This window comes from Streptomyces sp. NPDC045956 (assembly GCF_056430705.1).
In genome coordinates, this window is sequence record NZ_JBWKKZ010000001.1 from 302,752 (window position 1) to 329,142 (window position 26,391).

A 26,391-nucleotide genomic window follows, 5' to 3' on the forward strand; every position below is an offset into this window, starting at 1 on the left:
GACCGTGCCCCCTCGAAGTGTTCCGGGTGATCCCAGGGGGCTCTCCCCGGGCCGCCTCCCCGGTGCGTCAGAAGAAGACCCCGCAGCGCAGCAGCACGTTCGCGTACGGCCGGGCCTCCCCGGTGCGCACCACCAGCCGTGCCCGCGCCGAGAGTTCCTTCAGCCTCTCGTGCGGGACCAGCGTGAGGGCGGGCAGGCCGGCGTCCAGCAGCGCGGCCGCCTCCGGGTTGGCCCCGCGGATCTCGGTCGCCGCCGTCGCGTCCTCCACCACCAGCTCGTCGAGGAGCCCGTCCAGTACCTCGGCGAAGGACGGCACCCCGGCGCGGAAGGCGAGGTCCACGACGCGCGGGCCGTCCGGGATCGGCATGCCCGCGTCGCACACCAGGACCTCGTCGCCGTGGCCCAGGGCGGCCAGGGCACCGGAGAGGTGACGGTTGAGTATCCCGGCCTTCTTCACAGCGCCTCGGCCTCCGCCGCCGTCGGGTAGGACGCCTGCGCCCCGGCCTTCGTGACGGCAGCCGCGCCGACCCGGGCCGCGTACGCCGCCGCCCGGGCGAGCGACTCACCCGTGCCGAGCCGCCAGGCCAGCGCCGCGGTGAACGCGTCGCCCGCGCCCGTCGTGTCCACGGCGTCCACCTTCACCGCGTCGACGCGGGAGACGCCCTCGGCCGCCGACGCCACCAGCGCGCCCTCGGCGCCGAGGGTCACGACCACCGAACGCGGGCCCTTGGCCAGCAGGACGCGCGCCCAGTCCTCGGGGCGTTCACCGGCCCGCGCGTCGCCGAGGATCACCTTCGCCTCGTGCTCGTTGACGATCAGCGGGTCGCAGGCGGCCAGCACCTCCTGCGGCAGCGGGCGCGGCGGCGACGGGTTCAGCACGAACCGGGTGCCCGGCGCGAGACTGCGGACCACCTCCACGACCGTCTCCAGCGGGATCTCCAACTGGACGGAGACCACCCGGGAGGCGTGGAAGAGGCTCGCGGCGGCGCGCACGTCACCGGGGGCCAGGCGGCCGTTCGCGCCCGGCGAGACCACGATGCTGTTGTCCCCCGACGGGTCGACGGTGATCAGCGCGACGCCGGTCGGCGCCCCGCCCACCAGCACGCCGACCGTGTCGACACCGGCCGTCCGCTGCGAGTCCAGCAGCAGCCGCCCGTGGTCGTCGTCGCCGACCCTGGCCAGCAGGGCCGTACGGGCACCGAGCCGGGCGGCGGCGACCGCCTGGTTCGCGCCCTTGCCGCCCGGGTGGACGGCCAGGTCGGAGCCGAGCACCGTCTCACCGGCGGCCGGCCGCCGCTCCACGCCGATCACGAGGTCGGCGTTGGCCGACCCCACCACCAGGAGGTCGTAGTCGTACATGAATCGCTCTCCGATCCGAGTGAAACCCCGTGCACCTGCATCCGAGTGAGGCGGGCGGGCGGCCACCGGGACCACCCGCCCGCGCGCACTCCCGCGCGCCCGTCCGCCCGCGTCAGCCCTCGAAGCCGGCCACGTTCTCCTCGGTGACCACCTTCACCGGCACCTTCACCATCTTCTCGACCTTCTCGTCGTCGGCGGCGCGCAACGCGTTCTCCACGGCGATCCTGCCCAGCTCCCGAGGCTGCTGCGCCACGGATGCGAACAGCGAGCCGTCCCGCACCGCCTTGAGCCCGTCCGGCGTGCCGTCGAAGCCGACGACCTGCACGGACTTGCCTGCCTTGGAACCCAGCGCCTTGATCGCGCCGAGCGCCATCTCGTCGTTCTCGGCGAAGACGCCGTCGACGTCGGGGTGCGCCTGGAGCAGGTTCGTCATCACGTCCAGGCCCTTGGTGCGGTCGAAGTCCGCGGGCTGCTTGGCGACGACCTCGATGCCCGGGTACTCCTTGAGGCCGGCCGCGAAGCCCGCCCCGCGCTCCCGGCTGGCGGAGGTGCCGGCCTGGCCCTGGAGGATGACGATGGTGCCCTTGCCGCCGAGCTTCTCGGCGAGCGCCTTGGCGCCCAGCTCACCGCCCTCGACGTTGTCGGAGGCGACCAGCGCCGACGTGTCCGCCTTGTTGACGCCGCGGTCCACGGCGATGACGGGGATGTCGTCCTTGTTCGCCGAGCGCACCGAGGGGCCCGCGGCGTCGGAGTCCACCGGGTTGACGATGATCGAGGACAGGCCCTCGCTGGTGAAGTTCTGCAACTGGTTGGCCTGCTGGGAGGCGTCGTTCTGGGCGTCCGTGACCGTCAGGTCCACGCCCAGCTTCTTCGCCTGCTCCTCGGCGCCCGCCCGGATCTGCACGAAGAACGGGTTGTTGAGGGTGGAGAGCGACAGACCGACCTTCTGCTTCTTCCCGTCCGAGGACCCGCCGTGCAGCAGCGAGGTCGCGCCGACCACGGCGACGGCGACGACGGCCGCGATGACGTAGGTGAGTGCCTGTTTGCCCCGGTTGCCCCCGCCGGACGCGCCGGCCGCCGGAGTGGTCGCCCCCGCCTTGCGGCGCAGGGTGTCCAGCAGCACCGCGAGCGCGATGACGACACCGATGACGACCTGCTGCCAGAAGGCGGAGACGGACAGCAGGTTGAGGCCGTTGCGCAGCACCGCGAGGATCAGCGCGCCGATCAGCGTGCCCGACGCCTTGCCGGTGCCGCCCGCGAGCGAGGCACCGCCGATGACGACGGCGGCGATGGCGTCCAGCTCGTAACCCTGCGCGGCCTGCGGCTGCGCGGAGGAGAGCCGGGAGGCGAGCACGATGCCCGCGGCGGCCGCGAACAGGCCGGAGAAGGCGTAGATGGCGAGCTTCTGCCGCTTCACCCGCAGCCCGGACAGCCGTGCGGCCTCCTCGTTGCCGCCGATGGCGTACATCGAGCGGCCGATGTAGGTGCGGCCGAGGACGAAGGCCGTGATCAGACCCATCACGATCATCACGAGGACCGGCACCGGCAGCCAGCCGCCGAGCGTGTCACCGAGGTGGGAGACCGAGTCCGGGAAGGCGATCGGCGAACCCTGCGAGATGACCAGCGACAGACCGCGCCCGACCGACAGCATGGCGAGTGTCGCGATGAACGGCGGCAGCTTCCCGTACGAGATGAGGAAACCGTTCACCAGGCCGCACGCGATGCCCGTCGCGACCGCCAGCAGCACGGCCAGGAAGACCGGCACCCCGGCCTCGGTCGCACTCCAGGCCAGCACGGTGGCCGACAGCGCGGCGACCGAGCCGACCGACAGGTCGATGCCCGCCGAGACGATGACGAAGGTGACGCCGAAGGCGAGGATCGCCGTCACGGCCGCCTGGACGCCGACGTTCAGCAGGTTGTCGGCGGTCAGGAAGTCCCCGGACAGCGCCGACATGGCGATGACGAGGACGATCAGCGCGGTCAGCGCGCCGTTCTCCAGCAGCAGGCGGCGCACACCGCCCGGGGCGCCCTGCGCGCCCGGCTTGCTCTTGAGCGTGTCAGTGGCCACCGGAGGCCTCCGTTCCGTCGCTGTGGGGGGTGTTGTCGTGGGAGGTGTCGCCCTGGGAGCCGGCGCCCTGGGAGCCGGTGGTCTGGGGCGTGCTGACGGCGAGCGCCATCACGGCGTCCTGGGTCGCCTGCTCGGCGGGGAGTTCACCGGCCACGCGGCCCTGCGCCATGACCACGACCCGGTCGCTCATGCCCAGCACCTCGGGCAGGTCGCTGGAGATCATGAGCACGGCGGCACCGGCGGCCGTCAGTTCGTTGATGAGCTGGTAGATCTCGACCTTGGCGCCGACGTCGATACCGCGCGTCGGCTCGTCGAGGATCAGCACCTTGGTGTCCGCCAGCAGCCACTTGCCGATGACGACCTTCTGCTGGTTGCCGCCGGACAGGGTGCGCACGTGCTGGCCGAGCCCGGCCATCCGCACGCCGAGCTGCCCGGCGATGCGCTCCGCCGACTCGTGCTGCCCCTTGAGGTCGACGAGTCCCGCGCGGGAGGTCGACCGGAGGGTGACCAGTCCGAGGTTCTCCTCGACGGAGGCGTCCAGCACCAGCCCCTGACCCTTGCGGTCCTCGGGGACGAGACCGATCCCGGCCGCCATCGCGGCGTTCACGTCGTGCCCCCGGAGCCGGACGCCCGAGACGTGCACCGTCCCGGAGTCGTAGGGGTCGGCGCCGAACACCGCCCGCACGACCTCCGTCCGCCCGGCGCCGACGAGGCCGGCGATGCCGACCACCTCACCGGCGCGCACCTCGAAGCCGACGTCGTGGAAGACACCGTCGCGGGTCAGCCCCTCGACCTTGAGCAGGGCCTCGCCGGCACCGGGGCGCTCGCGCGGGTACTGCTGCTCGATCGACCGCCCGACCATGAGCCGCACCAGCTCGTCCTCGGGCGTCGAGGCCGGTACCTGACCGACGCTGCGGCCGTCCCGGATCACGGTGACCCGGTCGCCGAGGGCGGCGATCTCCTCCAGGTGGTGCGTGATGAAGACGATGCCGACCCCGTCCTCGCGCAACCGCCGCACGATCGCGAACAGCTTCTCGACCTCGTCGGAGGTGAGCACGGCGGTGGGCTCGTCCATGATGAGCACCCGCGCGTCCAGGCTGAGCGCCTTGGCGATCTCGACCATCTGGAGCCGCGCGATGCCCAGTTCACGCACCCGCGCCCGCGGCGACACGTGCACGCCGACCCGCTTCAGCAGCACCTCGGCGTCCGCGTCCATCTTCTTCCGGTCGATCATCCCGAGGCGGCGCGGCTGCCGCCCCAGGAAGATGTTCTCGGCGACCGAGAGATCGGGCACCAGGTTGAACTCCTGGTAGATGGTGGCGATCCCGAGCCGCTCGGAGTCCTGCGCACCGTGGATGCGCACCTCCTCGCCGTCGGCCAGGATGCGCCCGGCGTCGGGGGTGTAGGCGCCGGAGAGCATCTTGATGAGGGTGCTCTTGCCCGCGCCGTTCTCACCGAGCAGCACGTGGACCTCGCCCCGGCGCAGGTCGAAGTCGACACTGTCGAGCGCGACCACGCCGGGGAAGGTCTTGCGGATGCCCTCGATGCGCAGCAACTCGTCCGGACTGCGGCTGCTCACGGCGTACTCCTTCGTACGGGGGACGGGGACGGGGGCCCGGTCGGGGACTGGGCGGGGGAGGGGGACTCGGCCGGGGGTTCTCGGTCGTGGGCCGTCTCGCCGCAGGAGCGGCGGATCACCAGCCGCGCGGGGAGGGTGACCGACTCTCCGGCCCGCCCCCCGATCCGGTCGACCAGCGCGCGCACGGCGGCCCGCCCGAGATCCCGCGTGGGCTGGGCGATCGCCGTGACCGGCGGATCGGTGTGCACGAACCAGCGGATGTCGTCGAACGCGGCGAGCGCGATGTCCTCGGGCACCCGCAGGCCGCGCGCCCGTACGGCGTCCAGCGCGCCGAGCGCCATCAGGTTGTCGGCGGCGAAGACGACCTCGGGCGGCTCGGGCAGGTCGAGGAAGCCCTCGGTGACCCGGCGTCCGCTGTCGGCCTGGAAGTCGCCCTGCCCGATGTAGGCGTCGGGGAGCGGGAGTCCGTACGCGCCGAGCGCCTCGCGGAAGGCGTCGACGCGCTCGCGTCCGGTGGTGGTGGCGGCGGGGCCCGCGATGATGGCGAGCCGCCGGTGCCCGAGGCCGTGCAGGTGCGCCACGAGGTCCCGGACGGCCGCGCGCCCGTCCGACCTGACGACGGGCACGTCCACGCCCGGGATCCACCGGTCGACGAAGACCATCGGCGTCCCGGCCCGCGCGGCGTCCAGCATCCGCGGGGAGCCGCCGTCGGTGGGGGAGACGAGCAGCCCGTCGATACGGCGGTCCAGCAACGTCGTGACGTGGTGGTCCTGCAGGTCGGGACGCTCGTCGGCGTTGCCGATGATGACGCTGTAGCCGAGGGCGCGGGCCTCCTCCTCGACGGAGCGGGCCAGCTCGGTGAAGTACGGGTTCATGACGTCGCTGATGACCAGGCCGAGGGTGCGGGTCTGGTCGGTGCGCAGCGACCGGGCGACGGCGTTCGGCCGGTAGCCCAGCGCCTCGACGGCGGCCAGTACACGTGCCCGTGCGTCCGCGCTGACGGACGGGTGGCCGTTGAGCGCCCGCGAGACCGTCGCGACGGACACGCCCGCCTCGGCGGCGACATCCTTGATGCTCGCCATCGCCGGTTCCACCTCCTCGTGGAATCGATTACATGAGGGATTGGAATCGATTACACGAGGGGTTGGCAAGAGGGGGAGGATGTGACGAAACTCAATCGTGACCGGGGGCGGATCACGTCACGGCAGCGCCGCCCATGCCGCGGCCCGGCCCCGGAGCGAAGGCCCGGGGCCGGGCCGGAGGGGGTGCCGGTCGGCTCGGCTCAGTGCTCGAGAGCGGCCTTGAACATGCCCGCCTCGTAGGAGCCGCCCTTCTGGTGCGTGATGACGGCCATGCGGTTGGCCGCGTTGATCAGGGCGACCAGGCAGACCAGCGCGGCGATCTGGTCGTCGTCGTAGTGCTTGCGCACCTGGGTCCAGGTCTCGTCGGAGACGCCCTGGTGGGCGTCGGCGAGCCGGGTGCCTTCCTCGGTGAGCGCCAGCGCGGCCTGCTCGGCCTCGGTGAACACCGTGGACTCGCGCCAGGCGGCGACCAGATGGAGCCGCACCGGGCTCTCGCCGGCTGCCTCGGCCTCCTTGGTGTGCATGTCGATGCAGTGGCCGCAGCCGTTGATCTGGCTGGCGCGCAGCGACATCAGCTCCTGCGTGGCGTGCGGCAACGACGACTGCTGGAGCACCAGGGCGGTGCCCGCGAACCGCTTGGCGAACTTGTTGCCGATCTCGTTCTCGAACAGGTTGAAACGGGGTTCCATGATCTCGTCCTCACTCGTGAAGCCGTGCTCAAGCCGTGCTGACGACCACAAGATGCCGACCGCCCCGCCTCTGTGACGGGGCACGGATGTGACGAGACCCACCGAGGCCTGGTGTCACAGAACGGCGGTGGCCGGCGTCCTGTGCGCGTGACACCGTGGGAAGCGGACGAGCGGAAGCAGCCGATGATGAGCGAGCACGACGGGCACGCCGAGAACGCCGAGAACGACACGCACGGAGCAGCAGGCGAGGACGGACGCGCGGACCCCGCCACGGAGGCCTTCGTCGCCCACCGCAACCTGCTCTTCACCGTCGCCTACGAGATGCTCGGCTCGGCCGCCGACGCGGAGGACGTCCTCCAGGAGACCTGGCTGCGCTGGTCCGGCGTGGACCTCGACACGGTCCGCGACCGGCGCGCGTACCTGGTCCGCATCACCACCCGGCAGGCGCTGGGCCGGCTGCGGACGCTCGGCCGCCGCAAGGAGTCCTACGTGGGCGCCTGGCTGCCCGAGCCGCTGCTCACGACGCCCGACGTGGCCGAGGACGTGGAACTGGCCGACAGTGTCTCGATGGCGATGATGCTGGTCCTGGAGACGCTCGCGCCGACCGAGCGGGCGGTGTTCGTGCTGCGCGAGGTGTTCGAGTTCGGGTACGACGAGATCGCCGACGCCGTGGGCAAGAGCCAGGACGCGGTCCGGCAGACCGCCCACCGGGCCCGTGCGCACGTGGCGGCGCGCCGGCCGCGCGGGTCCGTCTCCCCGACCCAGACCCGGGACGCGTTCTCCGCGTTCCGGCGGGCCGTGACGACCGGGGACGTGCAGGGCCTGCTCGACGTCCTCGCACCGGACGTGGTGCTCGTGGGCGACGGCGGCGGCATCAAGCAGGCCGTGCTGCGGCCCGTCACGGGGGCCGCGAAGGTGGCCCGCCTCATGGTCGGCGGGCTGGTCAAGCAGGGAGCGGCGGTCTCACTGGAGCCCGCCGAGGTCAACGGCTACCCGGCGCTCGTCCTCCACCTCGACGGCGAGCTGGACACGGTGCTGGCGATGCGTTTCGACGACGGCCTCATCACCGGCCTCTACGCCGTGCGCAACCCCGAGAAGCTCTCGCACATGCGCCGGGAGACCGCGCTGGGCCGCTGACGGCGGAGTCGTTGTCCCGGGCGCCCGTCCGCGGCGCCCGCGAGCCGCGATATCCACTTCCGTCGGGACCCGCCAGGGCGGAGACTCGTGCCATGGCGGACATGGGGGCGTTCCGGGATGCGGTCACCGCGTGGGCGGCCGGTGGCCCCGGCGGGCCGGCGCGCGAGTGGGCGGAGCGGCTGTCGGTCCGCACCGCCGTCCTCCTCGAGGGGCCGAGCGACTCGGCGGCGGTGGACGCGCTGGCCGCGCGGCGCGGCCGGGACCTCGCGGCGGAGGGGATCTGCGTCCTGCCGATGGGCGGCGCGATGAGCGTCGGCCGTTTCGCCACCCTCCTGGGACCGTCCGGCCTGGACCTGCGGCTGACGGGCCTGTGCGACGAGCGGGAGCAGGGCTTCTACGTCCGTGCCCTCGACCGGGCGGAGGCGGCGCCGGGCGGTCTCTTCGTCTGCGCGGCCGACCTGGAGGACGAGCTGATCCGCGCGCTGGGGGTGACGCGGGTGAAGGAACTGGTCGAGGCCGAGGGCGACCTGCGCCCCCTCCAGACCTTCCTCCGCCAGCCCGCCCAGCAGGATCGCACGGCCCAGCAGCAGCTCCGCCGCTTCTTCGGCACCAAGAAGGGCCGCAAGATCCACTACGGCCGTGTCCTCGTCGAGGCGCTGGACCCCGCCCGCGTTCCCGCTCCGCTCTCGGGGCTCTTCGCGGGCCTCTGACACCGGCGCCCTACGACCTCCTGTCGCAGAACCGTGAGCACTTGAGGCCTGTCTGTACTTCAGGGGCTCATGTGAGCACAAGGATGACAGTCGGCTGATGAATGTCCTCGTCTTCGAGGGGAGTACTGGCACCCGGGCCAGGTCAGGCGGCGGCCAACTCGCACCACACGTATGTGCCCCGGTTGCCGTGTCCGGCCAGCGGACGCCGGCCCCACACGTCGGCGCCCGCCCGCACCAGCGCCGGCCCCCGCCCCTCCTCCAGATCCTCCACCCGCCCGAACGCGACCGGCGGCCGAGGTGGCCCGGGGTCCGCGACCCACGCCCCGACCGGCCGAGGCCTTCGCCCCCGTTCCTCGAAGTCCTCAAGCCGCCCCGCCGCTAGCCGTCCCTGCCGTACCGCCGGACTTCGACGTTTTCACCGTCCACGGCCCGAAAGGGCACCCCGCCCGTCCCTGTCACACCCCACCGGTACCGTCGCACCATGCCCAACCAGTCCGAGGCCGCCCCCGGCGAACGGCGGCTCGCCATCCTCGAAGGCGTCCTGGAACGCATCACGTACGCCAACGAGGAGAACGGCTACACGGTCGCCCGCGTCGACACCGGCAGAGGCGCCGGCGACCTCCTCACGGTCGTCGGCGCGCTCCTCGGCGCCCAGGCCGGCGAGTCCCTGCGGATGGAGGGCCGCTGGGGGTCCCACCCGCAGTACGGCAAGCAGTTCCACGTCGAGAACTACACGACCGTCCTGCCCGCCACCATCCAGGGCATCCGGCGCTACCTCGGCTCGGGCCTGGTCAAGGGCATCGGCCCGGTCTTCGCCGACCGGATCACGCAGCACTTCGGGGTGGACACGCTCCAGATCATCGAGGAGGAGCCCAAGCGGCTCATCGAGGTCCCCGGCCTCGGCCCCAAGCGGACCAGGAAGATCGCCGACGCGTGGGAGGAGCAGAAGGCGATCAAGGAGGTCATGCTCTTCCTCCAGACCGTCGAGGTGTCCACGTCGATCGCGGTCCGGATCTACAAGAAGTACGGCGACGCGTCGATCTCCGTCGTGAAGAACCAGCCCTACCGCCTCGCCTCCGACGTCTGGGGCATCGGCTTCCTCACCGCCGACCGGATCGCCCGGTCCGTCGGCATCCCGCACGACAGCCCGGACCGCGTGAAGGCGGGCCTCCAGTACGCCCTGTCGCAGGCCACCGACCAGGGGCACTGCTACCTCCCCGAGGAGCGGCTCATCGCCGACGCGGTGAAGCTGCTCGCGGTGGACACCGGGCTCGTCATCGAGTGCCTCGCCGAACTGGCCGCCGACCCCGAGGACGGCGAGGACCCCGGCGTCGTCCGCGAGAAGGTCCCCGACCCCGAGGGCGGCGACCCCGTCACCGCCGTCTACCTCGTCCCCTTCCACCGAGCCGAGCTGGCCCTCTCCGCCCAGCTCCTGCGCCTCCTGCGCACCGGCGAGGACCGGATGCCCGGCTTCCAGGACGTGGCCTGGGACAAGGCGCTGGCCTGGCTCCAGCGACGTACCGGCGCCGACCTCGCCCCCGAGCAGGAGGCCGCCGTCAAGCTGGCACTCACCGAGAAGGTCGCCGTCCTCACCGGCGGACCGGGCTGCGGCAAGTCGTTCACCGTCCGGTCCATCGTCGAGCTGGCCCGCGCCAAGAAGGCGAAGGTGGTGCTCGCCGCGCCCACCGGCCGGGCCGCCAAGCGCCTGGCCGAGCTGACCGGCGCCGAGGCCTCCACGGTCCACCGCCTGCTGGAACTCAAGCCGGGCGGCGACGCGGCCTACGACCGGGACCGCCCGCTCGACGCCGACCTCGTCGTGGTCGACGAGGCGTCCATGCTCGACCTCCTGCTGGCCAACAAGCTGGTCAAGGCCGTGCCCCCGGGCGCACACCTGCTCTTCGTCGGGGACGTGGACCAGCTGCCCAGCGTCGGCGCGGGCGAGGTGCTGCGGGACCTGCTGGCCCCCGGCAGCCCCGTACCGGCCGTGCGGCTCACCCGGGTCTTCCGCCAGGCCCAGCAGTCGGGGGTGGTGACCAACGCCCACCGGATCAACGCGGGGCAGCACCCGCTCACCGACGGCATGAAGGACTTCTTCCTCTTCGTCGAGGACGACACCGAGGAGGCCGGGCGGCTCACCGTGGACGTCGCCGCCCGCCGCATCCCCGCGAAGTTCGGCCTCGACCCGCGCCGCGACGTGCAGGTCCTCGCGCCCATGCACCGGGGTCCCGCCGGAGCCGGCGCGCTGAACGGGCTGCTCCAGCAGGCCGTCACCCCGGGGCGGCCGGACGTGCCGGAGAAGCGGTTCGGCGGTCGGGTCTTCCGGGTCGGCGACAAGGTCACCCAGATTCGCAACAATTACGAGAAGGGTGAGAACGGCGTCTTCAACGGCACCGTCGGCGTGGTCACCTCGCTCGACCCGGTGGACCAGCGCCTCACCGTGCTGACGGACGAGGACGAGGAGGTCCCGTACGACTTCGACGAACTGGACGAGCTGGCCCACGCCTACGCGGTGACCATCCACCGCTCCCAGGGCAGCGAGTATCCGGCGGTGGTGATCCCCGTGACGACCGGCGCCTGGATGATGCTCCAGCGGAACCTGCTGTACACGGCGGTCACCCGGGCCAAGAAGCTGGTCGTCCTCGTCGGCTCCCGCAAGGCGATCGGACAGGCGGTGCGCACGGTGTCGGCCGGCCGGCGCTGCACGGCGCTCGACTTCCGGCTGACGGGCTCCTGATCCACAGACCCTCCCGTGACCACCTGCCTCTGTGAAAAAAATGATCGATCAAACGAGTCGTAAAGGTCACAGAGCACTTCCGGAAGGGAGGGAGAGGGGGCAGGATGAGCAAGTTGGCGGCACTGAGTGCCGCCGATAGGCCCGATGGTCGACCCCGAGTGCACTCTCCTGAGCCAAGTGGGGGATGGTAGAGACAGTCAGGGCACCTCGAAGATGAGGCACTACGTCGGTGAGGGAAGACGTGAGCGACAACTCTGTAGTACTGCGGTACGGCGACGGCGAGTACACCTACCCGGTGATCGACAGCACCGTCGGCGACAAGGGCTTCGACATCGGGAAGCTCCGCGCCCAGACCGGTCTGGTGACGCTGGACAGCGGTTACGGCAACACCGCCGCCTATAAATCCGCCATCACGTATCTGGACGGCGAGGCGGGCATCCTCCGCTACCGCGGCTACCCGATCGAGCAGCTGGCCGAGCGCTCCTCCTTCGTGGAGGTCGCCTACCTGCTGATCAACGGCGAGCTGCCCACGGTCGACGAGCTCACCGCGTTCAAGAACGAGATCACGCAGCACACCCTGCTGCACGAGGACGTCAAGAACTTCTACAAGGGCTTCCCGCGCGACGCCCACCCGATGGCCATGCTGTCGTCGGTCGTCTCGGCGCTGTCGACGTTCTACCAGGACAGCCACAACCCGTTCGACGAGCGTCAGCGCAACCTCTCCACGATCCGGCTGCTGGCCAAGCTTCCGACGATCGCGGCGTACGCGTACAAGAAGTCGATCGGCCACCCGTTCGTCTACCCGCGCAACGACCTCGGCTACGTCGAGAACTTCCTGCGCATGACGTTCTCGGTGCCGGCGCAGGAGTACGAGCTCGACCCGACGGTCGTCTCCGCCCTGGACAAGCTGCTGATCCTGCACGCGGACCACGAGCAGAACTGCTCGACCTCCACGGTCCGCCTGGTCGGCTCCTCGCAGGCCAACATGTTCGCGTCGATCTCCGCGGGCATCAACGCCCTGTGGGGCCCGCTGCACGGCGGCGCCAACCAGTCGGTGCTGGAGATGCTCGAGGGCATCCGCGACAACGGTGGCGACGTCGACACCTTCATCCGCAAGGTGAAGAACAAGGAGGACGGCGTCCGCCTGATGGGCTTCGGCCACCGGGTCTACAAGAACTTCGACCCGCGCGCCAAGATCATCAAGGCCGCCGCGCACGACGTCCTCTCCGCTCTCGGCAAGTCCGACGAGCTGCTGGACATCGCGCTGAAGCTGGAGGAGCACGCGCTCTCCGACGACTACTTCGTCTCGCGCAGCCTCTACCCGAACGTCGACTTCTACACCGGCCTGATCTACCGGGCCATGGGCTTCCCGACCGAGATGTTCACGGTCCTGTTCGCCCTCGGCCGGCTGCCGGGCTGGATCGCCCAGTGGCACGAGATGATCAAGGAGCCGGGTTCCCGCATCGGCCGCCCGCGCCAGATCTACACGGGCGTCGTGGAGCGCGACTTCGTGCCGGTCGAGGAGCGCTGAGCGTCCTCTTCGAGGCCTGCGGACCCCGTACCCGACCCCCCCGGTCGGGTACGGGGTCCGTTCATTTCCCGTGGTGCGGGCCGTTCCCATGGACCGGGCCCGGCCGGGGAACAGCGAAAGGCGCCCCGGCGCCGGTCCCCCCACGGGCCGACGAACCAGGGCGCCTTCCCATGTCCCGGTGCGGATTCCCCCCACGGGATCCGGCCGGGCGTCTGTGAGGACAGCGCCTGAATCGCTGTACTGAACCGGCGGGCGAACCCGCCCACCTGTCGTGTGTCTGTGTGTGTCTGTGTGTATCTGTCGAGTGTCTCGTGCGGTCTGCCGGGACAGCGCACGACCGGGAGGGCCGCTCAAAGCTTCCCGGTGTACGTGTCCCGGCAACGCAGCTCTGGGAATGTCCCCCAAGACGTCCCCAGATGTCAGGTGGCGCCCCCCAAGACGCTGCCTGACATCGCCAACTTAGACCTTCGAACCCCTTAGATGGTTACGTTCGCATCACTGTGATCTGCGTCTCTTGCATATGTCCGTTAGGTGCGCAAGGGCCCCGATACGTCGAACGGTACCCAAGCGTAAGGAAGATGCGCGAGCCTTGTGAAGAGCTTATGTGAGGCGCGCGCAGGACTCCAGAGGGATCGGGGCATCGAGACCTCAGCGAAACGCCCGCAGCCGGAGGCTGTTGGTGACGACGAAGACCGAGGAGAACGCCATCGCCGCCCCCGCGATCATCGGGTTCAGCAGTCCGGCGGCGGCCAGCGGCAGCGCGGCCACGTTGTAGCCGAAGGCCCACACGAGATTGCCCTTGATCGTCGACAGGGTCCGCCGGGAGAGCCGGATCGCGTCCGCGGCCGCCCGCAGGTCCCCCCGTACGAGTGTCAGGTCGCCCGCCTCGATCGCCGCGTCCGTCCCCGTGCCCATCGCCAGCCCCAGGTCGGCGGTGGCGAGCGCGGCCGCGTCGTTGACACCGTCCCCGACCATCGCGACCGTACGGCCCTCGGCGCGCAGCCTCTCCACCACGGCGACCTTCTCCTCGGGCAGCACCTCGGAGATCACCTCGTCGACGCCGACGGCCCGGGCGACCGACTCGGCCACGCGCCGGTTGTCGCCGGTCAGCAGGACCGGGGTGAGCCCCAGCCGGCGCAGCATCGCCACCGCCTCCGCGCTGGTCTCCCGGACCGTGTCCGCCACGGCGACGACCCCGCGGGCCGCGCCGTCCCAGCCGACCACCACGGCCGTACGGCCCCGCCTCTCGGCCTCGTCCCTGGCCCGGGCGACCTCGGGTGGCAGAACGTCGTAGAGGCGCCCCACGGCCACCTGGAGGCCGTCCACGCGCCCGCGTACGCCGCGACCGGGGACGTTCGTGAAGTCCTCGACCCCGGGGAGCGGGCCGAGCCGCTCCCCGGCACCGGCCGCGACCGCGCGGGCCACGGGATGCTCGGAGGCGTGCTCGACGGCGCCCGCCAGACGCAGCACCCGTTCCTCGTCGGTGCCCTCGGCGGCGTACACCTCGTGCAGGGTCATGCGGCCCGTGGTGACGGTGCCGGTCTTGTCCAGGACGACCGTGTCCACCCGCCGCGTGGACTCCAGGACCTCGGGGCCCTTGATGAGGATGCCCAGCTGGGCGCCGCGGCCCGTGCCGACCATCAGGGCGGTCGGCGTGGCCAGGCCCAGCGCGCACGGGCAGGCGATGATCAGCACGGCGACGGCGGCGGTGAACGCGGCGACCGTGTCGCCGGTGGCGCCCAGCCACCCGCCGAAGGTGGCGCACGCGATCAGCAGCACGACGGGCACGAAGATCCCCGAGATCCGGTCGGCGAGCCGCTGCACCTCGGCCTTGCCGCTCTGCGCGTCCTCGACCAGCTTCGCCATCCGCGCCAACTGCGTGTCCGCGCCCACCCGGGTCGCCTCGACCAGCAGCCGGCCCGCGGCGTTGACCGTCGCGCCGGTGACGGTGTCGCCGACCGCCACGTCCACCGGCACCGACTCGCCGGTCAGCATCGAGGCGTCCACGGCCGAGGCGCCCTCGACCACCGTGCCGTCGGTGGCGATCTTCTCCCCGGGCCGGACGACGAACCGGTCGCCGACCGCGAGCCGGGCCACCGGGACGCGTACCTCGCGCCCGTCCCGCAGGACCGCGACGTCCTTCGCGCCCAGCTCCATCAGCGCCCGCAGCGCGGCCCCGGCGCGGCGCTTGGAGCGGGCCTCCAGCCAGCGGCCGAGCAGCAGGAACGCGGTGACACCGGCGGCGGCCTCCAGGTAGATCGCGGAGGCGCCGTCCGTGCGGGAGACGGTGAGGTCGAAGCCGTGCCGCATGCCCGGCATGCCCGCGTCCCCGAGGAACAGCGCCCACAGGGACCAGCCGAACGCCGCGAGCGTGCCGAGCGAGACGAGGGTGTCCATGGTCGCCGCACCGTGCCGGAGGTTCTTCCACGCGGCGCGGTGGAAGGGCAGCCCGCCCCACACGACGACGGGCGCGGCGAGGGTGAGCGAGAGCCACTGCCAGTTCTCGAACTGGAGCGCCGGGACCATGGCGAGCAGCACGACGGGCGCGGCCAGCAGGGCGCAGACCACGAGGCGCCCGCGGAGGGCGGTCAGCCCGGGGTCTTCGCCGGCGTCGCCGACGTCGCCGTCCGGGTCGCCCGCCGCGTCGGCCGGTTCCGGGGGCGGCGCGGGCTCCTCGGCGGTGTACCCGGTCCTGACGACGGTCGCGATCAGGTCGGCGACGCCGGTGGCCGCCGGGTACGTGATCCGGGCCTTCTCCGTCGCGTAGTTCACCGTGGCGGTGACGCCGTCCATGAGGTTGAGCTTCTTCTCGACGCGAGCCGCGCAGGAGGCGCAGGTCATCCCGCCGATGAGCAGTTCGACCTCGGCGAGGTCCGGCGCGCCGGAATCGGAGGCTGCGGCGTCGGACGCGGTGGTGTCCGGCGCGACGGTGTCGGACGCGGTGGTGTCGGACGCGGTGGTGCTGGTCATGGTCCAGGCTCCTGACGGCCGGCCGGACCGCGCGCGGCCCGGCCGGAGGGGCTGAGGGTGCTGCCGGGGTGCGGCGGTGCCGCTCAGGCCCTGCCGACGAGTTCGAAGCCCGCCTCGTCCACGGCGGCCCGTACCGCCTCGTCGTCGAGGGCGGCCTCGGAGACGACGGTGACCTCGCCGGTCGAGGCGACGGCCTGCACCGAGCCGACGCCCGGGATCTCGGAGATCTCGCCGGAGACGGCGCCCTCGCAGTGTCCGCAGCTCATTCCGCTCACCTTGTAGACGGTGGTGACGGAGCCCTGGGTGTCGGTCTGGGCGGTCATGTCGTTACTCCTCGTCGGGGCGTGCCGGGCGGGTACCCGTGATCCGGCGTGGACCACGTACCCCACTGTACCCCTAGGGGGTATGGGCGTCGCAGGGCCTGCCGTGTGATGGGGGACGGGAAGCGGGAGTGCCGGGACGGAAGTGAGGGCGGCGGATGCGCGCGGTGGTGTACGAGCGGTTCGGGGAGCCGGCCGAGGTGCGTGAGGTGCCCGACCCGGAGCCCGCCGCGCACGGCGTCGTGGTCCGCGTCGGGGCCACCGGGCTGTGCCGCAGCGACTGGCACGGATGGCAGGGCCACGACCCGGACATCGCCCTGCCGCACGTACCCGGGCACGAACTCGCCGGTGTCGTCGAGGCGGTCGGCGACCGGGTGACGGGATGGCGGCCCGGTGACCGGGTGACGGTGCCCTTCGTCTGCGCCTGCGGAAGCTGCGGGGCCTGTGCGGCGGGCGACCACCAGGTGTGCGAGCGGCAGACCCAGCCGGGCTTCAGCCACTGGGGGTCCTTCGCCGAGTACGTGGCGCTCGACCACGCCGACGTCAATCTCGTCGCCGTACCGGAGGACATGTCCTTCGCGACGGCGGCCTCGCTCGGCTGCCGCTTCGCCACGGCGTTCCGGGCCGTGGTCCAGCAGGGGCGGGTCGCGGCGGGGGAGTGGGTCGCGGTGCACGGCTGCGGCGGCGTGGGCCTGTCCGCGGTGATGATCGCCGCCGCCTCGGGCGCTCGGGTCGTCGCCGTGGACGTGTCGGCCCGGGCGCTGGAGCGGGCGCGCGAGTTCGGCGCGGCCGCGTGCGTGGACGCGACCGCCGTGCCCGACCCCGCGGAGGCGGTGCGCGAACTGACCGGCGGGGGCGCCCACCTCTCGCTGGACGCCCTCGGCTCACCGGCCACCTGCGCCGCGTCCGTGAACGGCCTGCGCCGCCGCGGCCGGCACGTGCAGGTCGGCCTGCTGCCCTCGCCGACCGGCACCACCGCGGTCCCCATGGCCCGCGTCATCGCCCTGGAGCTGGCCCTCCTCGGCAGCCACGGCATGGCCGCGCACACCTACCCGCCGATGATGGAGCTGGTCCGCACGGGAGTGCTGCGGCCCGAGCGGCTCGCGACGGCCGCCATCCCGCTGGACGCGGCCCCCGCGGCCCTCTCGGTCATGGGCACGGCACCCGGGGCGGGCGTGGTGGTCGTCCTGCCGTGACTGCGGCGCGGTCCTCGCGGGGCGCCCGCGGTGGGCGCCCCGCTCGACGTCGAAGGCGGCCGTCGGCAGCTCGTCGCCGGCCGGCCTACCGCTTCCGGTTGCGGGGCCGGGACGCCACCCAGGCCCGGATCGTGTCCGCGTACCAGTAGGGCTTCCCGCCCTCCACGTGGTCGGGCGGGGGCAGCAGCCCGTGCTTGCGGTACGACCGCACGGTGTCCGGCTGTACCCGGATGTGGGCCGCGATGTCCTTGTAGGACCAGAGCCTTCGGTCGGTCACGTGCACCTCCCCGCGCGCACCGCGGCGGCGACCGGGGACGGCCGCCAGGGGGGAGCCGGGCGCTGCGCTGGCGATCACCAAGCCTGTGCGGGGAGAACGACGTCCGGTGAGGGGCGGTCAGGGGCCGTTCCCGGGTGTGACGGAAGACCCGCATGCGCGTGACATCCGTGACGGGAGGGGCGCCTTTGTGACAGGGATGCCGCAAAGGCGTACGCCGGAGTCCGGGCGTGGCGCGTTGACTCGGGCGGCCGGCGGTGCTCCGCGCGCTCGGGCGAGCGGCCACCCGGAGCATGTCGCCCGCTCTGTCGTCCGAATGTCCGGACAAAACATTGACAGGGCGCACGCACGGGGCTAGAAACCGGGGGAGACGCAACGGCGGGCGGGCGGCGACGGGCGGCGACGGGCGACGGCAGGCACGATCGCCGGCCCCCCGCCGGAACCGTCGGGACGGCTACGACCGTACGACCGGTACGACGTGCACGACGGGCACGAAGGGGAACGCGATGGCGCGCACCACCTGGCCGCCGGGGCCGGGAGCCGCCCGCGCCGGTTCCCCCACGAAACGCCTCCGGCGCGGGAAGGCCGCTTCGCCCTGGCAGGAGCGAGGCACGAGCGCCGACTCCCCGCTCGCACCGGCCCCGCGCCGGAGGTTCCCGCGTCCCGTCGGGAGGCCGGCCGCCCGCACTGCCCCAGGTGTCTACGCGGACACCCGAACCGCATACACAGTGTCGGGCGCGTCCGGAGCGCCCGGCTGCTGGGATGGACCCATGGCCGAGACCATGGCCCGATCGCCGCGGACCGCGCACCGATCGTCGCCGGTCACGGCCCGTGAGCCGGACCGACGGCACGTCTCGACCCGTCGCCGCCATCTGTGAAGGAGTTCTCGGTCATGACGAACATCGTCAACCACTGGATCGGCGGCAAGACCGCCGAAGGCGCCTCGGGCACGTACGGGCCGGTGACCGACCCGGCGACCGGCGCGGTCGTCACGAAGGTGGCCTTCGCCTCGGTCGACGAGGTGGACGCCGCGGTGGCCGCGGCCCAGGACGCCTACCTGACCTGGGGCCAGTCCTCGCTGGCGCAGCGCACCTCGATCCTCTTCAAGTTCCGGGCGCTGCTGGACGCGCACCGCGACGAGATCGCCGACCTGATCACCGCCGAGCACGGCAAGGTGCACTCCGACGCGCTCGGCGAGGTCGCGCGCGGCCTGGAGATCGTCGACCTGGCCTGCGGCATCACCGTGCAGCTCAAGGGCGAGCTGTCGACGCAGGTCGCCACGCGCGTCGACGTGTCCTCGATCCGCCAGCCGCTCGGCGTGGTCGCCGGCATCACGCCGTTCAACTTCCCGGCGATGGTGCCGATGTGGATGTTCCCGCTCGCCATCGCCTGCGGCAACACCTTCGTGCTCAAGCCGAGCGAGAAGGACCCGTCGGCCGCGATGAAGATCGCCGAGCTGCTCTCCGAGGCCGGTCTGCCGGACGGCGTCTTCAACGTCGTGCACGGCGACAAGGTGGCCGTGGACCGGCTCCTTGAGCACCCGGACGTCAAGGCGGTCTCGTTCGTCGGCTCGACGCCCATCGCCCGGTACATCCACACCACCGCCTCCGCGAACGGCAAGCGCGTCCAGGCCCTCGGCGGCGCCAAGAACCACATGCTGGTGCTGCCGGACGCCGACCTCGACGCGGCGGCGGACGCGGCCGTGTCGGCGGCCTACGGCTCGGCCGGCGAGCGCTGCATGGCGATCTCCGCGGTCGTCGCGGTCGGCGCCGTCGGCGACGAGCTGGTCGAGAAGATCCGCGAGCGCGCCGAGAAGATCAAGATCGGCCCCGGCAACGACCCGACGTCCGAGATGGGACCGCTCATCACCGCGGCGCACCGCGACAAGGTCGCGTCCTACGTCGCGGGCGCGGCGGCCGAGGGCTGCGAGGTCGTCCTGGACGGCACCGGGCTCACGGTCGACGGGCACGAGGACGGCCACTGGATCGGCATCTCCCTGCTGGACCGGGTGCCGACCACGGCCAAGGCCTACCAGGACGAGATCTTCGGCCCCGTCCTGTGCGTGCTGCGCGCCGAGACCTACGAGGAGGGTCTGGCCCTCATCAACGCCTCGCCGTTCGGCAACGGCACCGCGATCTTCACCCGGGACGGCGGCGCGGCCCGCCGCTTCCAGCTGGAGGTCGAGGCCGGCATGGTCGGCGTGAACGTGCCGATCCCGGTCCCCGTGGGCTACCACTCCTTCGGCGGCTGGAAGGACTCGCTCTTCGGCGACCACCACATCTACGGCAACGACGGCACGCACTTCTACACCCGCGGCAAGGTCGTCACCACCCGCTGGCCGGACCCGTCCGACGCCCCGGCGGGCGTCGACCTGGGCTTCCCGCGCAACCACTGAGCCACCGCGGTGCCCGTGTCCCGGCCCGGGACACGGGCACCGCGCGTCGTCTCAGCCCTGCTGCGCCCCGGCGTCCTTCACCTCCTGCGTGAGGTCGCCGGTCTGCGCCGCGGGCGGGGCCACGATCTCCTCGGTGGCGCCGAACCTGTCGAAGTCCATGGTGACCTTCATGGCGCCGAACTCCTGCGTCATGCGCACCGGGAGGTCCTTGCCGCCCACCCAGACGTCCATGGTGACGGTGGTGGAGCCGCCGGTCATCTGGCCGAACAGGTTCCCCTCGTCGCCGTAGGCGTTCTTCAGCCTGCCCATGTCGTCCTGGTCGAGGACGGCCCGGTAGTGCGTCGTGGAGCGGCCGTTGACCGTCTCCCGGCCGAGATCCTCGACGTCGCCGGCGTACTTCAGCCCCTTCATGGACGCGGACGGGCTGCCGCCGGCCGACCCGCTGAGCGCTTCGGCGCCCGCGTCGCCGAACACGGCCGAGCCGTCGATCCGCATCCACTCCTTGCCCGCGAGCGGACCGGACGGCTGGGGGTCGACGTCGTAGTAGTAGGCGCCGTCCACGAACAGCGTGCGGACCGTCGGGGAGGCCGTGAGCGCCTGCATCCGCGCGGCCTCGGTGTCCATCTCGACGTCGAAGGCGTAGCCGTCGCCCCACGAGTACGTGCCGTCCATGGAGATCGGCTCGCCCGGTCCCAGGTCGGTCGACATCCGGACCTCCGCGGAGCCCAGCTCCTCGGTCCGGTCGGTGGCCCGGGAGAGCGCCGCCATGATCGTGTCCGTCCGGCTCACGGCCGTGTCGGCCGCCTTGTCGGCGGTCTCCGCCGCCGTCTTCGCGCCCTGCGAACCGCACGCCGTCGTCGCGACCATCGCCGCCGCGGTCAGCCCCACCCAGGTCGCGGTGTACCTCAGCCTCATGAGTCCCCACCCAGTGCCGTGTTCCTGTGCTTCACCTGTGTCCGGGACTCTACCGGGCACCACCGACAGCGTCCGGATACCGGACGACGGCACCTTTTTTTGCCCCGCCCCCTACGGTTCCCGCACGCCGCAAAGGTCTTCTGACTCAAGGGGCATCATGCGATTTACCGGCCTCCAAGCGGCTTGCGGCAACGGTTTCCGTAGGTAAACAGGCATTGACGCAGCGGTTTTCGTCGGGATTCCATCTGGCGTCGGGAGCGGACGAGAACCACGTACGAGCAAGCCGCCGGAGGCGATAGCGCTCCCGCCCGAACCACGCCGCCCGAGTCGATCGGAACCGCTCCATGACCGACACGCTCCGCCCCGCCGAGACCGCAGCCGCAGCGCCCCCCGACCTTCCGGCACCGCCGGAGTCACGGACGCTCAAGCGTTCCATCGGGGTCGTCGGCGGCACTCTCCTGACGCTCTCGTGCGTGACCCCCGCCTCCACGCTGTTCGTGGTGGTCCCCGACCTGTTCGGCTCGCTCGGCACCGCCACCGCCCTGACCATCGCCATCGGCTCCCTCCTCTGCATCGCCGTGGCGTTCTGCTACTCGGAACTGGGCACCCTCATCCCCAGCGCGGGCGGCGAGTACGCCATGGTGTCGACCCTGGCCGGGCGGCTGGCGGGCTGGCTGGTCTTCGTGCTGTCCCTGCTGGTCGTCATGATCGTGCCGCCGGTGATCGCGATGGGCACCGCCGACTACCTCGCACCGATCGTGCACCTCGACCCGTCCGTGGCGGGCGCCGGCGTCATGGTGCTCGCCACCCTGGCCGGCCTCCTCGACCTGCGGGCCAACGCCTGGATCACCGGCGTCTTCCTGGTCCTCGAGGTCATCGCCGCCGCCGTCGTCGCGGTGCTGGGCTTCGCCCACGCGGAGCGCGGTCCCGGCAGCCTCGCCGCCATGGAGGTGGCCGGCGCGGACGGCGGCGCGGACCCCGTGACGGCGATGCTGGTCGTCTCCGGGCTCGCCATCGCCCTGTTCGTCACCCAGGGCTTCTCCACCGCCGTCTACCTCTCCGAGGAGTTGGAGAACCCGCGCCGCAACGTCGCCCGCACGGTGCTCGCCACCCTCGCCATCTCCGCCGTGATCATCCTGGTCCCGGTCGTCGCCATCACCCTCGGCGCCTCCGACCTCGCTGAGCTGACCGGCGGAGACATCGGCGCCATGGTCACCGCCTGGTCCAACTCGGCCGTCGGCACCTTCGTCAGCCTCTGCGTCGCCCTCGCCATCATCAACGCGGGCATCGTCATGGTCATCCAGAACTCGCGCGTCCTGTTCGCCTCGGCCCGCGACAAGGCCTGGCCCGCCCCGGTGAACGGCGTCTTCTCCAAGCTCGGCCGCTTCGGGTCCCCCTGGGTCGCCACCCTCGCCGTCGGCGTGCCGGGCGCCCTGTTGTGCTTCGTCGACCTGGACACCCTGTACGGGGTCACGGGCGTCTCCGTCACCGGCATGTACCTGCTCGTCGCGGTCGCCGCCCTGCTCTGCCGGCGCGGCGCCCACCGGCACGCGCACGCGTGGCGCATGCCCCTGTGGCCCGCCGTGCCGGTCCTGCTGATCGTGGTCCTCGCCTACATCCTGACCCAGCAGGAGACCGGCCACCTGCTGTGGACCGGCGGCATCACCGCCGCGGCCACCCTGTACTGGGCCCTGTACCTGCGCCCGCGCCGCGACACGCGCTGGCTGGTGACCGTCCCCGACGACGTCCGGGAGCCCGCCCGGCCGTGACCCGCCGTACCGCGCTCGCGGTACGGGGTGGCGGCGGCGTAATCCCGTGGGAGGGGCGGAGGTTCGGCCCCGGGGCTGCCCCGGTTGTCTGCGGTGGCCCGTACCGTTGACACATGGATCTTCGACTGCCCCGCGTGCGAGGGCTGCTACGGGGGCCGCGGCGGATTCTCTGCGCCGCGGCCGCCGTCGTCGTACTCGCCGGAGCCGGGACCTGGACGGCCGTCGCCGGCGACGACCCGCCCCCGGTGCACCGCACCGACCGGACCCTGGCCGTGGGCGACGGAGTGCGCCTGGACACCTCGTACTTCACGTCGGGTTCCGGCGGCCGGCGCCCGGCCGTCCTGCTGGCGCACGGCTTCGGCGGCAGCAAGGACGACGCACGGGAGCAGGCGAAGGCCCTCGCCCGCGACGGGTACGCGGTGCTGACCTGGTCGGCGCGCGGCTTCGGCAGGTCCACCGGGAAGATCGGGTTGAACGCGCCGGACGGCGAGGTCGCCGACGTGTCCCGGCTGATCGACTGGCTGGCGGAGCGGCCGGAGGTCCGGCTGGACCGGCAGGGCGACCCGCGCGTGGGCGTGGCCGGCGGTTCGTACGGCGGGGCCGTGGCCCTGCTGGCCGTCGGGCACGACGACCGGGTCGACGCCATCGCCCCCGCCATCACCTACTGGAACCTCGCGGACGCCCTCTTCCCGAACGGCGTCCTCAAGAAGCTGTGGGCCGGCCTCTTCGTCAACCTGGGCGGCGGCTGCGAGGAGCTGGACGCCGCGCTCTGCCGGATGTACCAGCGCGTCGCCGAGCAGGGTGCGCCGGACGCCGAGGCGGTGAAGCTCCTGGAGGAGCGCAGTCCGCAGGCCGTCGGCGACCGCATCGACGTGCCCACGCTGCTGATACAGGGTCAGACCGACTCCCTCTTCCCGCTCGGCCAGTCCGACGCCGCCGCGAAGGCGATCCGGGCCAACGGAGCCCCCGTGGAGGTCGACTGGGTCTCGGGCGGGCACGACGGCGGCGACATGGAGACGGACCGCGTCCAGGACCGCATCGGGACGTGGTTCGACCGCTATCTGAAGGGCGACGAGTCGGCCGGCACCGGCCCGGCCTTCCGCGTCACCCGCACCCTCGGCGCCGGCAGCGGCGACGGAGAACCACGCCTGGAGGGCGTGAGCGCCGACTCCTACCCCGGCCTCACGAGCGAGCCGCAGGCGATCGCCCTGCGCGGACGCGAGCAGCGCTTCGACAACCCGGCCGGCGCCAGTCCGCCCGCCGTCTCCGCCGTGCCCGGCATCGGCGGCTCCGGCGGCCTCTCCCGGCTCTCCTCGCTCGGCGTCGGCATCTCCCTGGAGTTCCCCGGCCAGTTCGCCGCCTTCGAGTCGGCGCCCCTGGAGGAGGACCTCCAGATCACCGGCTCGCCCACCGCGACCGTGCACGTGAAGTCCACCCGCGACGACGCCGTGCTCTTCGCCAAGGTGTACGACGTGGGACCCGGCGGCACCCAGCAGGTCCTCCCCGCCCAGCTCGTCACACCCCTCAGGGTGGAGGACGCCAAGGCCGGCAAGGACGTGACGATCACCCTGCCGGCCGTCGACCACAAGGTCGAGGACGGCCACCGGCTGCGCCTGGTCCTCTCCTCCACCGACCTCGGGTACGCCTCCCCGGCCGCCCCCGCCACCTACACCGTCTCCCTCGAGGGCGACCTGAAGGTGCCGACGGCGCTCGGCGGGAGCGGCCAGGTGGCCGGGCTGCCCGCCTGGGTCTGGTGGGCGCCCCTCGCCGGAGCGGCCGTGGCCGCGGCCCTGCTGCTGACGGCCCGCCGGCGCACCACGGCCCCGCCGCCCGACCCCGCGCTGGCCGGCGTGCCGCTCCAGATCACCGACCTGACCAAGCGGTACGCCAGGTCCACCGACCGGTACGCGGTCCGGGACCTGTCCTTCCGGGTGGAGAAGGGCCAGGTACTGGGCCTGCTCGGACCGAACGGCGCCGGCAAGACGACGACCCTGCGCATGCTGATGGGCCTCATCACGCCCGACGGCGGCGAGATCCGCGTCTTCGGCCACGCCATCGCGCCCGGCGCCCCGGTCCTCTCCCGCGTCGGCGCCTTCGTCGAGGGTGCGGGCTTCCTGCCGCACCTGTCCGGCCGCGAGAACCTGGAGCTGTACTGGCGGGCCACCGGCCGCCCGCCCGAGGACGCCCACCTCGACGAGGCCCTGGAGATCGCCGGCCTCGGCGAGGCGCTCGCCCGCGCGGTGCGCACCTACTCGCAGGGCATGCGCCAGCGCCTCGCCATCGCCCAGGCCATGCTCGGCCTGCCCGACCTGCTGATCCTGGACGAGCCGACCAACGGCCTGGACCCGCCGCAGATCCGCGAGATGCGCGAGGTGATGATCCGCTACGCGGCGGCCGGCCGCACCGTGATCGTCTCCAGCCACCTGCTGGCCGAGGTCGAGCAGACCTGCACCCACCTGGTCGTCATGGACCACGGCCGGCTGGTGCAGGCCGGCCCGGTCGGCGAGATCGTCGGCTCCGGCGACACGCTGCTGGTGGGCACCACCGCGCCCGTCGACGCGCCCCTCGTCGAGAAGGTCGCCGCCCTGCCGGGCGTGGCCTCGGCCGTCCGCACCGACGAAGGCATCCTGGTCCGCCTCGACGCCGCCGCCGACGGCACCGCCCGCCGTCTGGTCGCCGACCTCGTACGCCTGGACGTGCCCGTGGAGTCGGTGGGCCCCCACCGGCGCCTGGAGGACGCGTTCCTCACCCTGATCGGAGACCCGGCATGAGCACGCTGGCCGAACGCGCCGAGCCCGTCGGCCCCCGGGAGGTCGCCGAGGGCTACCGCGCGGGCCGCACCCTGCCCGTGCGGGTGGAGCTGGTCCGGCAGCTCAAGCGGCGGCGCACGCTCGTCATGGGCGGCATCCTGTTCGCCCTCCCGTTCGTGCTGCTCGTCGCCTTCCGGGTCGGCGGCGGACCGGACGGCGGCGGCAACCAGGTCAGCCTGATGGACTCGGCCACCGCCTCGGGGGCGAACTTCGCCGCGGTGAACCTCTTCGCCTCCGCGGGCTTCCTCCTCGTCGTGCCCGTCGCCCTGTTCTTCGGGGACACGGTCGCCTCGGAGGCGAGCTGGTCCTCGCTGCGCTACCTGCTGGCGGCGCCGGTGCCCCGGGCCCGCCTGCTGTGGTCCAAGCTGGTCGTCGCGCTCACCCTGAGCCTCGCCGCCATCGTCCTGCTGCCGCTGGTCGCGCTCGCCGTCGGCACGGTCGCCTACGGCTGGGGGCCGCTGGAGCTGCCCACCGGCGGCAGCCTGCCCACCGGCACGGCGGCCGAGCGCCTCGCCGTCACCGTGGCGTACGTCTTCGTCTCGCAACTGGTCACCGCCGCCCTGGCGTTCTGGCTGTCCACGAAGACGGACGCACCGCTCGGCGCGGTCGGCGGCGCGGTCGGCCTGACCATCATCGGCAACGTCCTGGACGAGGTGACCGCCCTCGGCGACTGGCGGGACTTCCTGCCCGCGCACTGGCAGTACGCCTGGCTCGACGCGGTCCGCCCCGAGATGGACTGGACCCGCCTCATCCAGGGCACCTCGCTGTCGGTGACCTACGCCCTCGTGCTGTTCGCCCTGGCCTTCCGGGCGTTCGCCCGCAAGGACGTCGTCTCCTAGGCCTGTCCCCCCGC

20 protein-coding genes are annotated in these 26,391 nt (G+C 72.5%); 9 read left to right on the forward strand and 11 right to left on the reverse strand.

Features of this window, described 5'->3' with window-relative positions; all coding sequences use genetic code 11:
* Positions 1-67: 67 nt before the first annotated feature.
* The 6 genes from rbsD to AC07FV_RS01360 form a co-directional block, all read right to left on the reverse strand.
* On the reverse strand, positions 68-457 hold the full coding sequence (gene rbsD / locus AC07FV_RS01335; protein ID WP_479083812.1) for a D-ribose pyranase: 390 nt from the start codon (positions 455-457) through the stop codon (positions 68-70).
* Complete coding sequence (locus AC07FV_RS01340; RefSeq protein ID WP_383640639.1) at positions 454-1,359, reverse strand: ribokinase; 906 nt, start codon at positions 1,357-1,359, stop codon at positions 454-456. Before AC07FV_RS01340 ends, rbsD begins: the two co-directional genes overlap by 4 nt.
* A gap of 112 nt (positions 1,360-1,471) precedes the next feature.
* Entirely contained in the window at positions 1,472-3,427 is a 1,956-nt protein-coding gene (locus tag AC07FV_RS01345; RefSeq protein WP_479083813.1) for an ABC transporter permease/substrate-binding protein, read from the reverse strand.
* Complete coding sequence (locus tag AC07FV_RS01350; RefSeq protein WP_479083814.1) at positions 3,417-5,006, reverse strand: sugar ABC transporter ATP-binding protein; 1,590 nt, start codon at positions 5,004-5,006, stop codon at positions 3,417-3,419. Before AC07FV_RS01350 ends, AC07FV_RS01345 begins: the two co-directional genes overlap by 11 nt.
* Positions 5,003-6,088 (reverse strand): LacI family DNA-binding transcriptional regulator, encoded by a 1,086-nt coding sequence (locus tag AC07FV_RS01355; protein ID WP_479083816.1) that lies wholly within the window; start codon positions 6,086-6,088, stop codon positions 5,003-5,005. Before AC07FV_RS01355 ends, AC07FV_RS01350 begins: the two co-directional genes overlap by 4 nt.
* Before the next feature lie 200 nt (positions 6,089-6,288).
* On the reverse strand, positions 6,289-6,777 hold the full coding sequence (locus AC07FV_RS01360) for a carboxymuconolactone decarboxylase family protein (RefSeq protein ID WP_479083817.1): 489 nt from the start codon (positions 6,775-6,777) through the stop codon (positions 6,289-6,291).
* Positions 6,778-6,960: 183 nt separating this feature from the next.
* Between AC07FV_RS01360 and AC07FV_RS01365 the strand changes: the two genes are divergently transcribed.
* Entirely contained in the window at positions 6,961-7,914 is a 954-nt protein-coding gene (locus AC07FV_RS01365) for an RNA polymerase sigma-70 factor (RefSeq protein ID WP_479084863.1), read from the forward strand.
* Positions 7,915-8,006: 92 nt separating this feature from the next.
* Positions 8,007-8,624: a TOPRIM nucleotidyl transferase/hydrolase domain-containing protein gene (locus AC07FV_RS01370; RefSeq protein ID WP_479083818.1), complete on the forward strand. Its 618-nt coding sequence runs from the start codon at positions 8,007-8,009 to the stop codon at positions 8,622-8,624.
* Positions 8,625-8,766: 142 nt separating this feature from the next.
* Here the strand turns inward: AC07FV_RS01370 and AC07FV_RS01375 are convergent, their stop codons facing one another.
* Complete coding sequence (locus AC07FV_RS01375) at positions 8,767-8,895, reverse strand: hypothetical protein (protein ID WP_479083819.1); 129 nt, start codon at positions 8,893-8,895, stop codon at positions 8,767-8,769.
* 210 nt (positions 8,896-9,105) lie between these two features.
* Here AC07FV_RS01375 and recD2 point away from each other — a divergent pair, with 210 nt between their 5' ends.
* Together recD2 and AC07FV_RS01385 are read left to right on the forward strand one after the other, a co-directional pair.
* On the forward strand, positions 9,106-11,358 hold the full coding sequence (gene recD2 / locus AC07FV_RS01380) for an SF1B family DNA helicase RecD2 (protein ID WP_479083821.1): 2,253 nt from the start codon (positions 9,106-9,108) through the stop codon (positions 11,356-11,358).
* Between the two features lie 241 nt (positions 11,359-11,599).
* Positions 11,600-12,889: a citrate synthase gene (locus AC07FV_RS01385; protein ID WP_053131172.1), complete on the forward strand. Its 1,290-nt coding sequence runs from the start codon at positions 11,600-11,602 to the stop codon at positions 12,887-12,889.
* Positions 12,890-13,537: 648 nt separating this feature from the next.
* Here the strand turns inward: AC07FV_RS01385 and AC07FV_RS01390 are convergent.
* On the reverse strand, positions 13,538-15,859 hold the full coding sequence (locus AC07FV_RS01390; RefSeq protein WP_479083822.1) for a heavy metal translocating P-type ATPase: 2,322 nt from the start codon (positions 15,857-15,859) through the stop codon (positions 13,538-13,540).
* 83 nt (positions 15,860-15,942) lie between these two features.
* Entirely contained in the window at positions 15,943-16,182 is a 240-nt protein-coding gene (locus AC07FV_RS01395) for a heavy-metal-associated domain-containing protein (RefSeq protein WP_356603573.1), read from the reverse strand.
* A 155-nt stretch (positions 16,183-16,337) separates the two neighbouring features.
* Here AC07FV_RS01395 and AC07FV_RS01400 point away from each other — a divergent pair, with 155 nt between their 5' ends.
* A complete protein-coding gene (locus AC07FV_RS01400) occupies positions 16,338-17,375 on the forward strand; it encodes a zinc-dependent alcohol dehydrogenase family protein (RefSeq protein ID WP_479083823.1) in 1,038 nt (345 codons plus the stop codon).
* Positions 17,376-17,460: 85 nt separating this feature from the next.
* Here the strand turns inward: AC07FV_RS01400 and AC07FV_RS01405 are convergent, their stop codons facing one another.
* A complete protein-coding gene (locus AC07FV_RS01405; protein ID WP_100045937.1) occupies positions 17,461-17,652 on the reverse strand; it encodes a helix-turn-helix transcriptional regulator in 192 nt (63 codons plus the stop codon).
* An 889-nt stretch (positions 17,653-18,541) separates the two neighbouring features.
* On the opposite strand from AC07FV_RS01405, the gene mmsA reads away from it, so the two are divergent.
* Positions 18,542-20,044 carry a CoA-acylating methylmalonate-semialdehyde dehydrogenase gene (mmsA, locus tag AC07FV_RS01410; protein WP_479083825.1) on the forward strand — a complete coding sequence of 501 codons (1,503 nt, stop codon included), beginning with the start codon at positions 18,542-18,544 and terminating at the stop codon, positions 20,042-20,044.
* Positions 20,045-20,095: 51 nt separating this feature from the next.
* Here the strand turns inward: mmsA and AC07FV_RS01415 are convergent, their stop codons facing one another.
* Positions 20,096-20,959 carry an SCO4651 family lipoprotein gene (locus tag AC07FV_RS01415; RefSeq protein WP_479083827.1) on the reverse strand — a complete coding sequence of 288 codons (864 nt, stop codon included), beginning with the start codon at positions 20,957-20,959 and terminating at the stop codon, positions 20,096-20,098.
* Between the two features lie 344 nt (positions 20,960-21,303).
* Here AC07FV_RS01415 and AC07FV_RS01420 point away from each other — a divergent pair, with 344 nt between their 5' ends.
* The 3 genes from AC07FV_RS01420 to AC07FV_RS01430 all read left to right on the forward strand — a co-directional run bounded on the left by AC07FV_RS01420 (position 21,304) and on the right by AC07FV_RS01430 (position 26,377).
* Positions 21,304-22,728, forward strand: a complete 1,425-nt coding sequence (locus AC07FV_RS01420; protein WP_479083829.1) for an APC family permease — start codon at positions 21,304-21,306, stop codon at positions 22,726-22,728.
* A 113-nt stretch (positions 22,729-22,841) separates the two neighbouring features.
* Entirely contained in the window at positions 22,842-25,499 is a 2,658-nt protein-coding gene (locus AC07FV_RS01425; protein WP_479083831.1) for an alpha/beta fold hydrolase, read from the forward strand.
* Positions 25,496-26,377: an ABC transporter permease gene (locus AC07FV_RS01430; RefSeq protein ID WP_479083833.1), complete on the forward strand. Its 882-nt coding sequence runs from the start codon at positions 25,496-25,498 to the stop codon at positions 26,375-26,377. The genes AC07FV_RS01425 and AC07FV_RS01430 overlap by 4 nt, the downstream gene beginning before the upstream one ends.
* Positions 26,378-26,391 lie beyond the last annotated feature (14 nt).

What these genes read in the sequence shown, in the direction of transcription:
- mmsA (WP_479083825.1), top strand. Translation starts at nt 18,542, where the DNA reads ATGACGAACATCGTCAACCACTGGATCGGCGGCAAGACCGCCGAAGGC.
- AC07FV_RS01420 (WP_479083829.1), top strand. Translation starts at nt 21,304, where the DNA reads ATGACCGACACGCTCCGCCCCGCCGAGACCGCAGCCGCAGCGCCCCCC.
- AC07FV_RS01395 (WP_356603573.1), bottom strand. Translation starts at nt 16,182, where the DNA reads ATGACCGCCCAGACCGACACCCAGGGCTCCGTCACCACCGTCTACAAG.
- recD2 (WP_479083821.1), top strand. Translation starts at nt 9,106, where the DNA reads ATGCCCAACCAGTCCGAGGCCGCCCCCGGCGAACGGCGGCTCGCCATC.
- AC07FV_RS01425 (WP_479083831.1), top strand. Translation starts at nt 22,842, where the DNA reads ATGGATCTTCGACTGCCCCGCGTGCGAGGGCTGCTACGGGGGCCGCGG.
- AC07FV_RS01365 (WP_479084863.1), top strand. Translation starts at nt 6,961, where the DNA reads ATGATGAGCGAGCACGACGGGCACGCCGAGAACGCCGAGAACGACACG.
- AC07FV_RS01360 (WP_479083817.1), bottom strand. Translation starts at nt 6,777, where the DNA reads ATGGAACCCCGTTTCAACCTGTTCGAGAACGAGATCGGCAACAAGTTC.
- AC07FV_RS01355 (WP_479083816.1), bottom strand. Translation starts at nt 6,088, where the DNA reads ATGGCGAGCATCAAGGATGTCGCCGCCGAGGCGGGCGTGTCCGTCGCG.
- AC07FV_RS01340 (WP_383640639.1), bottom strand. Translation starts at nt 1,359, where the DNA reads ATGTACGACTACGACCTCCTGGTGGTGGGGTCGGCCAACGCCGACCTC.
- AC07FV_RS01390 (WP_479083822.1), bottom strand. Translation starts at nt 15,859, where the DNA reads ATGACCAGCACCACCGCGTCCGACACCACCGCGTCCGACACCGTCGCG.
- AC07FV_RS01430 (WP_479083833.1), top strand. Translation starts at nt 25,496, where the DNA reads ATGAGCACGCTGGCCGAACGCGCCGAGCCCGTCGGCCCCCGGGAGGTC.
- AC07FV_RS01370 (WP_479083818.1), top strand. Translation starts at nt 8,007, where the DNA reads ATGGCGGACATGGGGGCGTTCCGGGATGCGGTCACCGCGTGGGCGGCC.
- AC07FV_RS01415 (WP_479083827.1), bottom strand. Translation starts at nt 20,959, where the DNA reads ATGAGGCTGAGGTACACCGCGACCTGGGTGGGGCTGACCGCGGCGGCG.
- AC07FV_RS01400 (WP_479083823.1), top strand. Translation starts at nt 16,338, where the DNA reads ATGCGCGCGGTGGTGTACGAGCGGTTCGGGGAGCCGGCCGAGGTGCGT.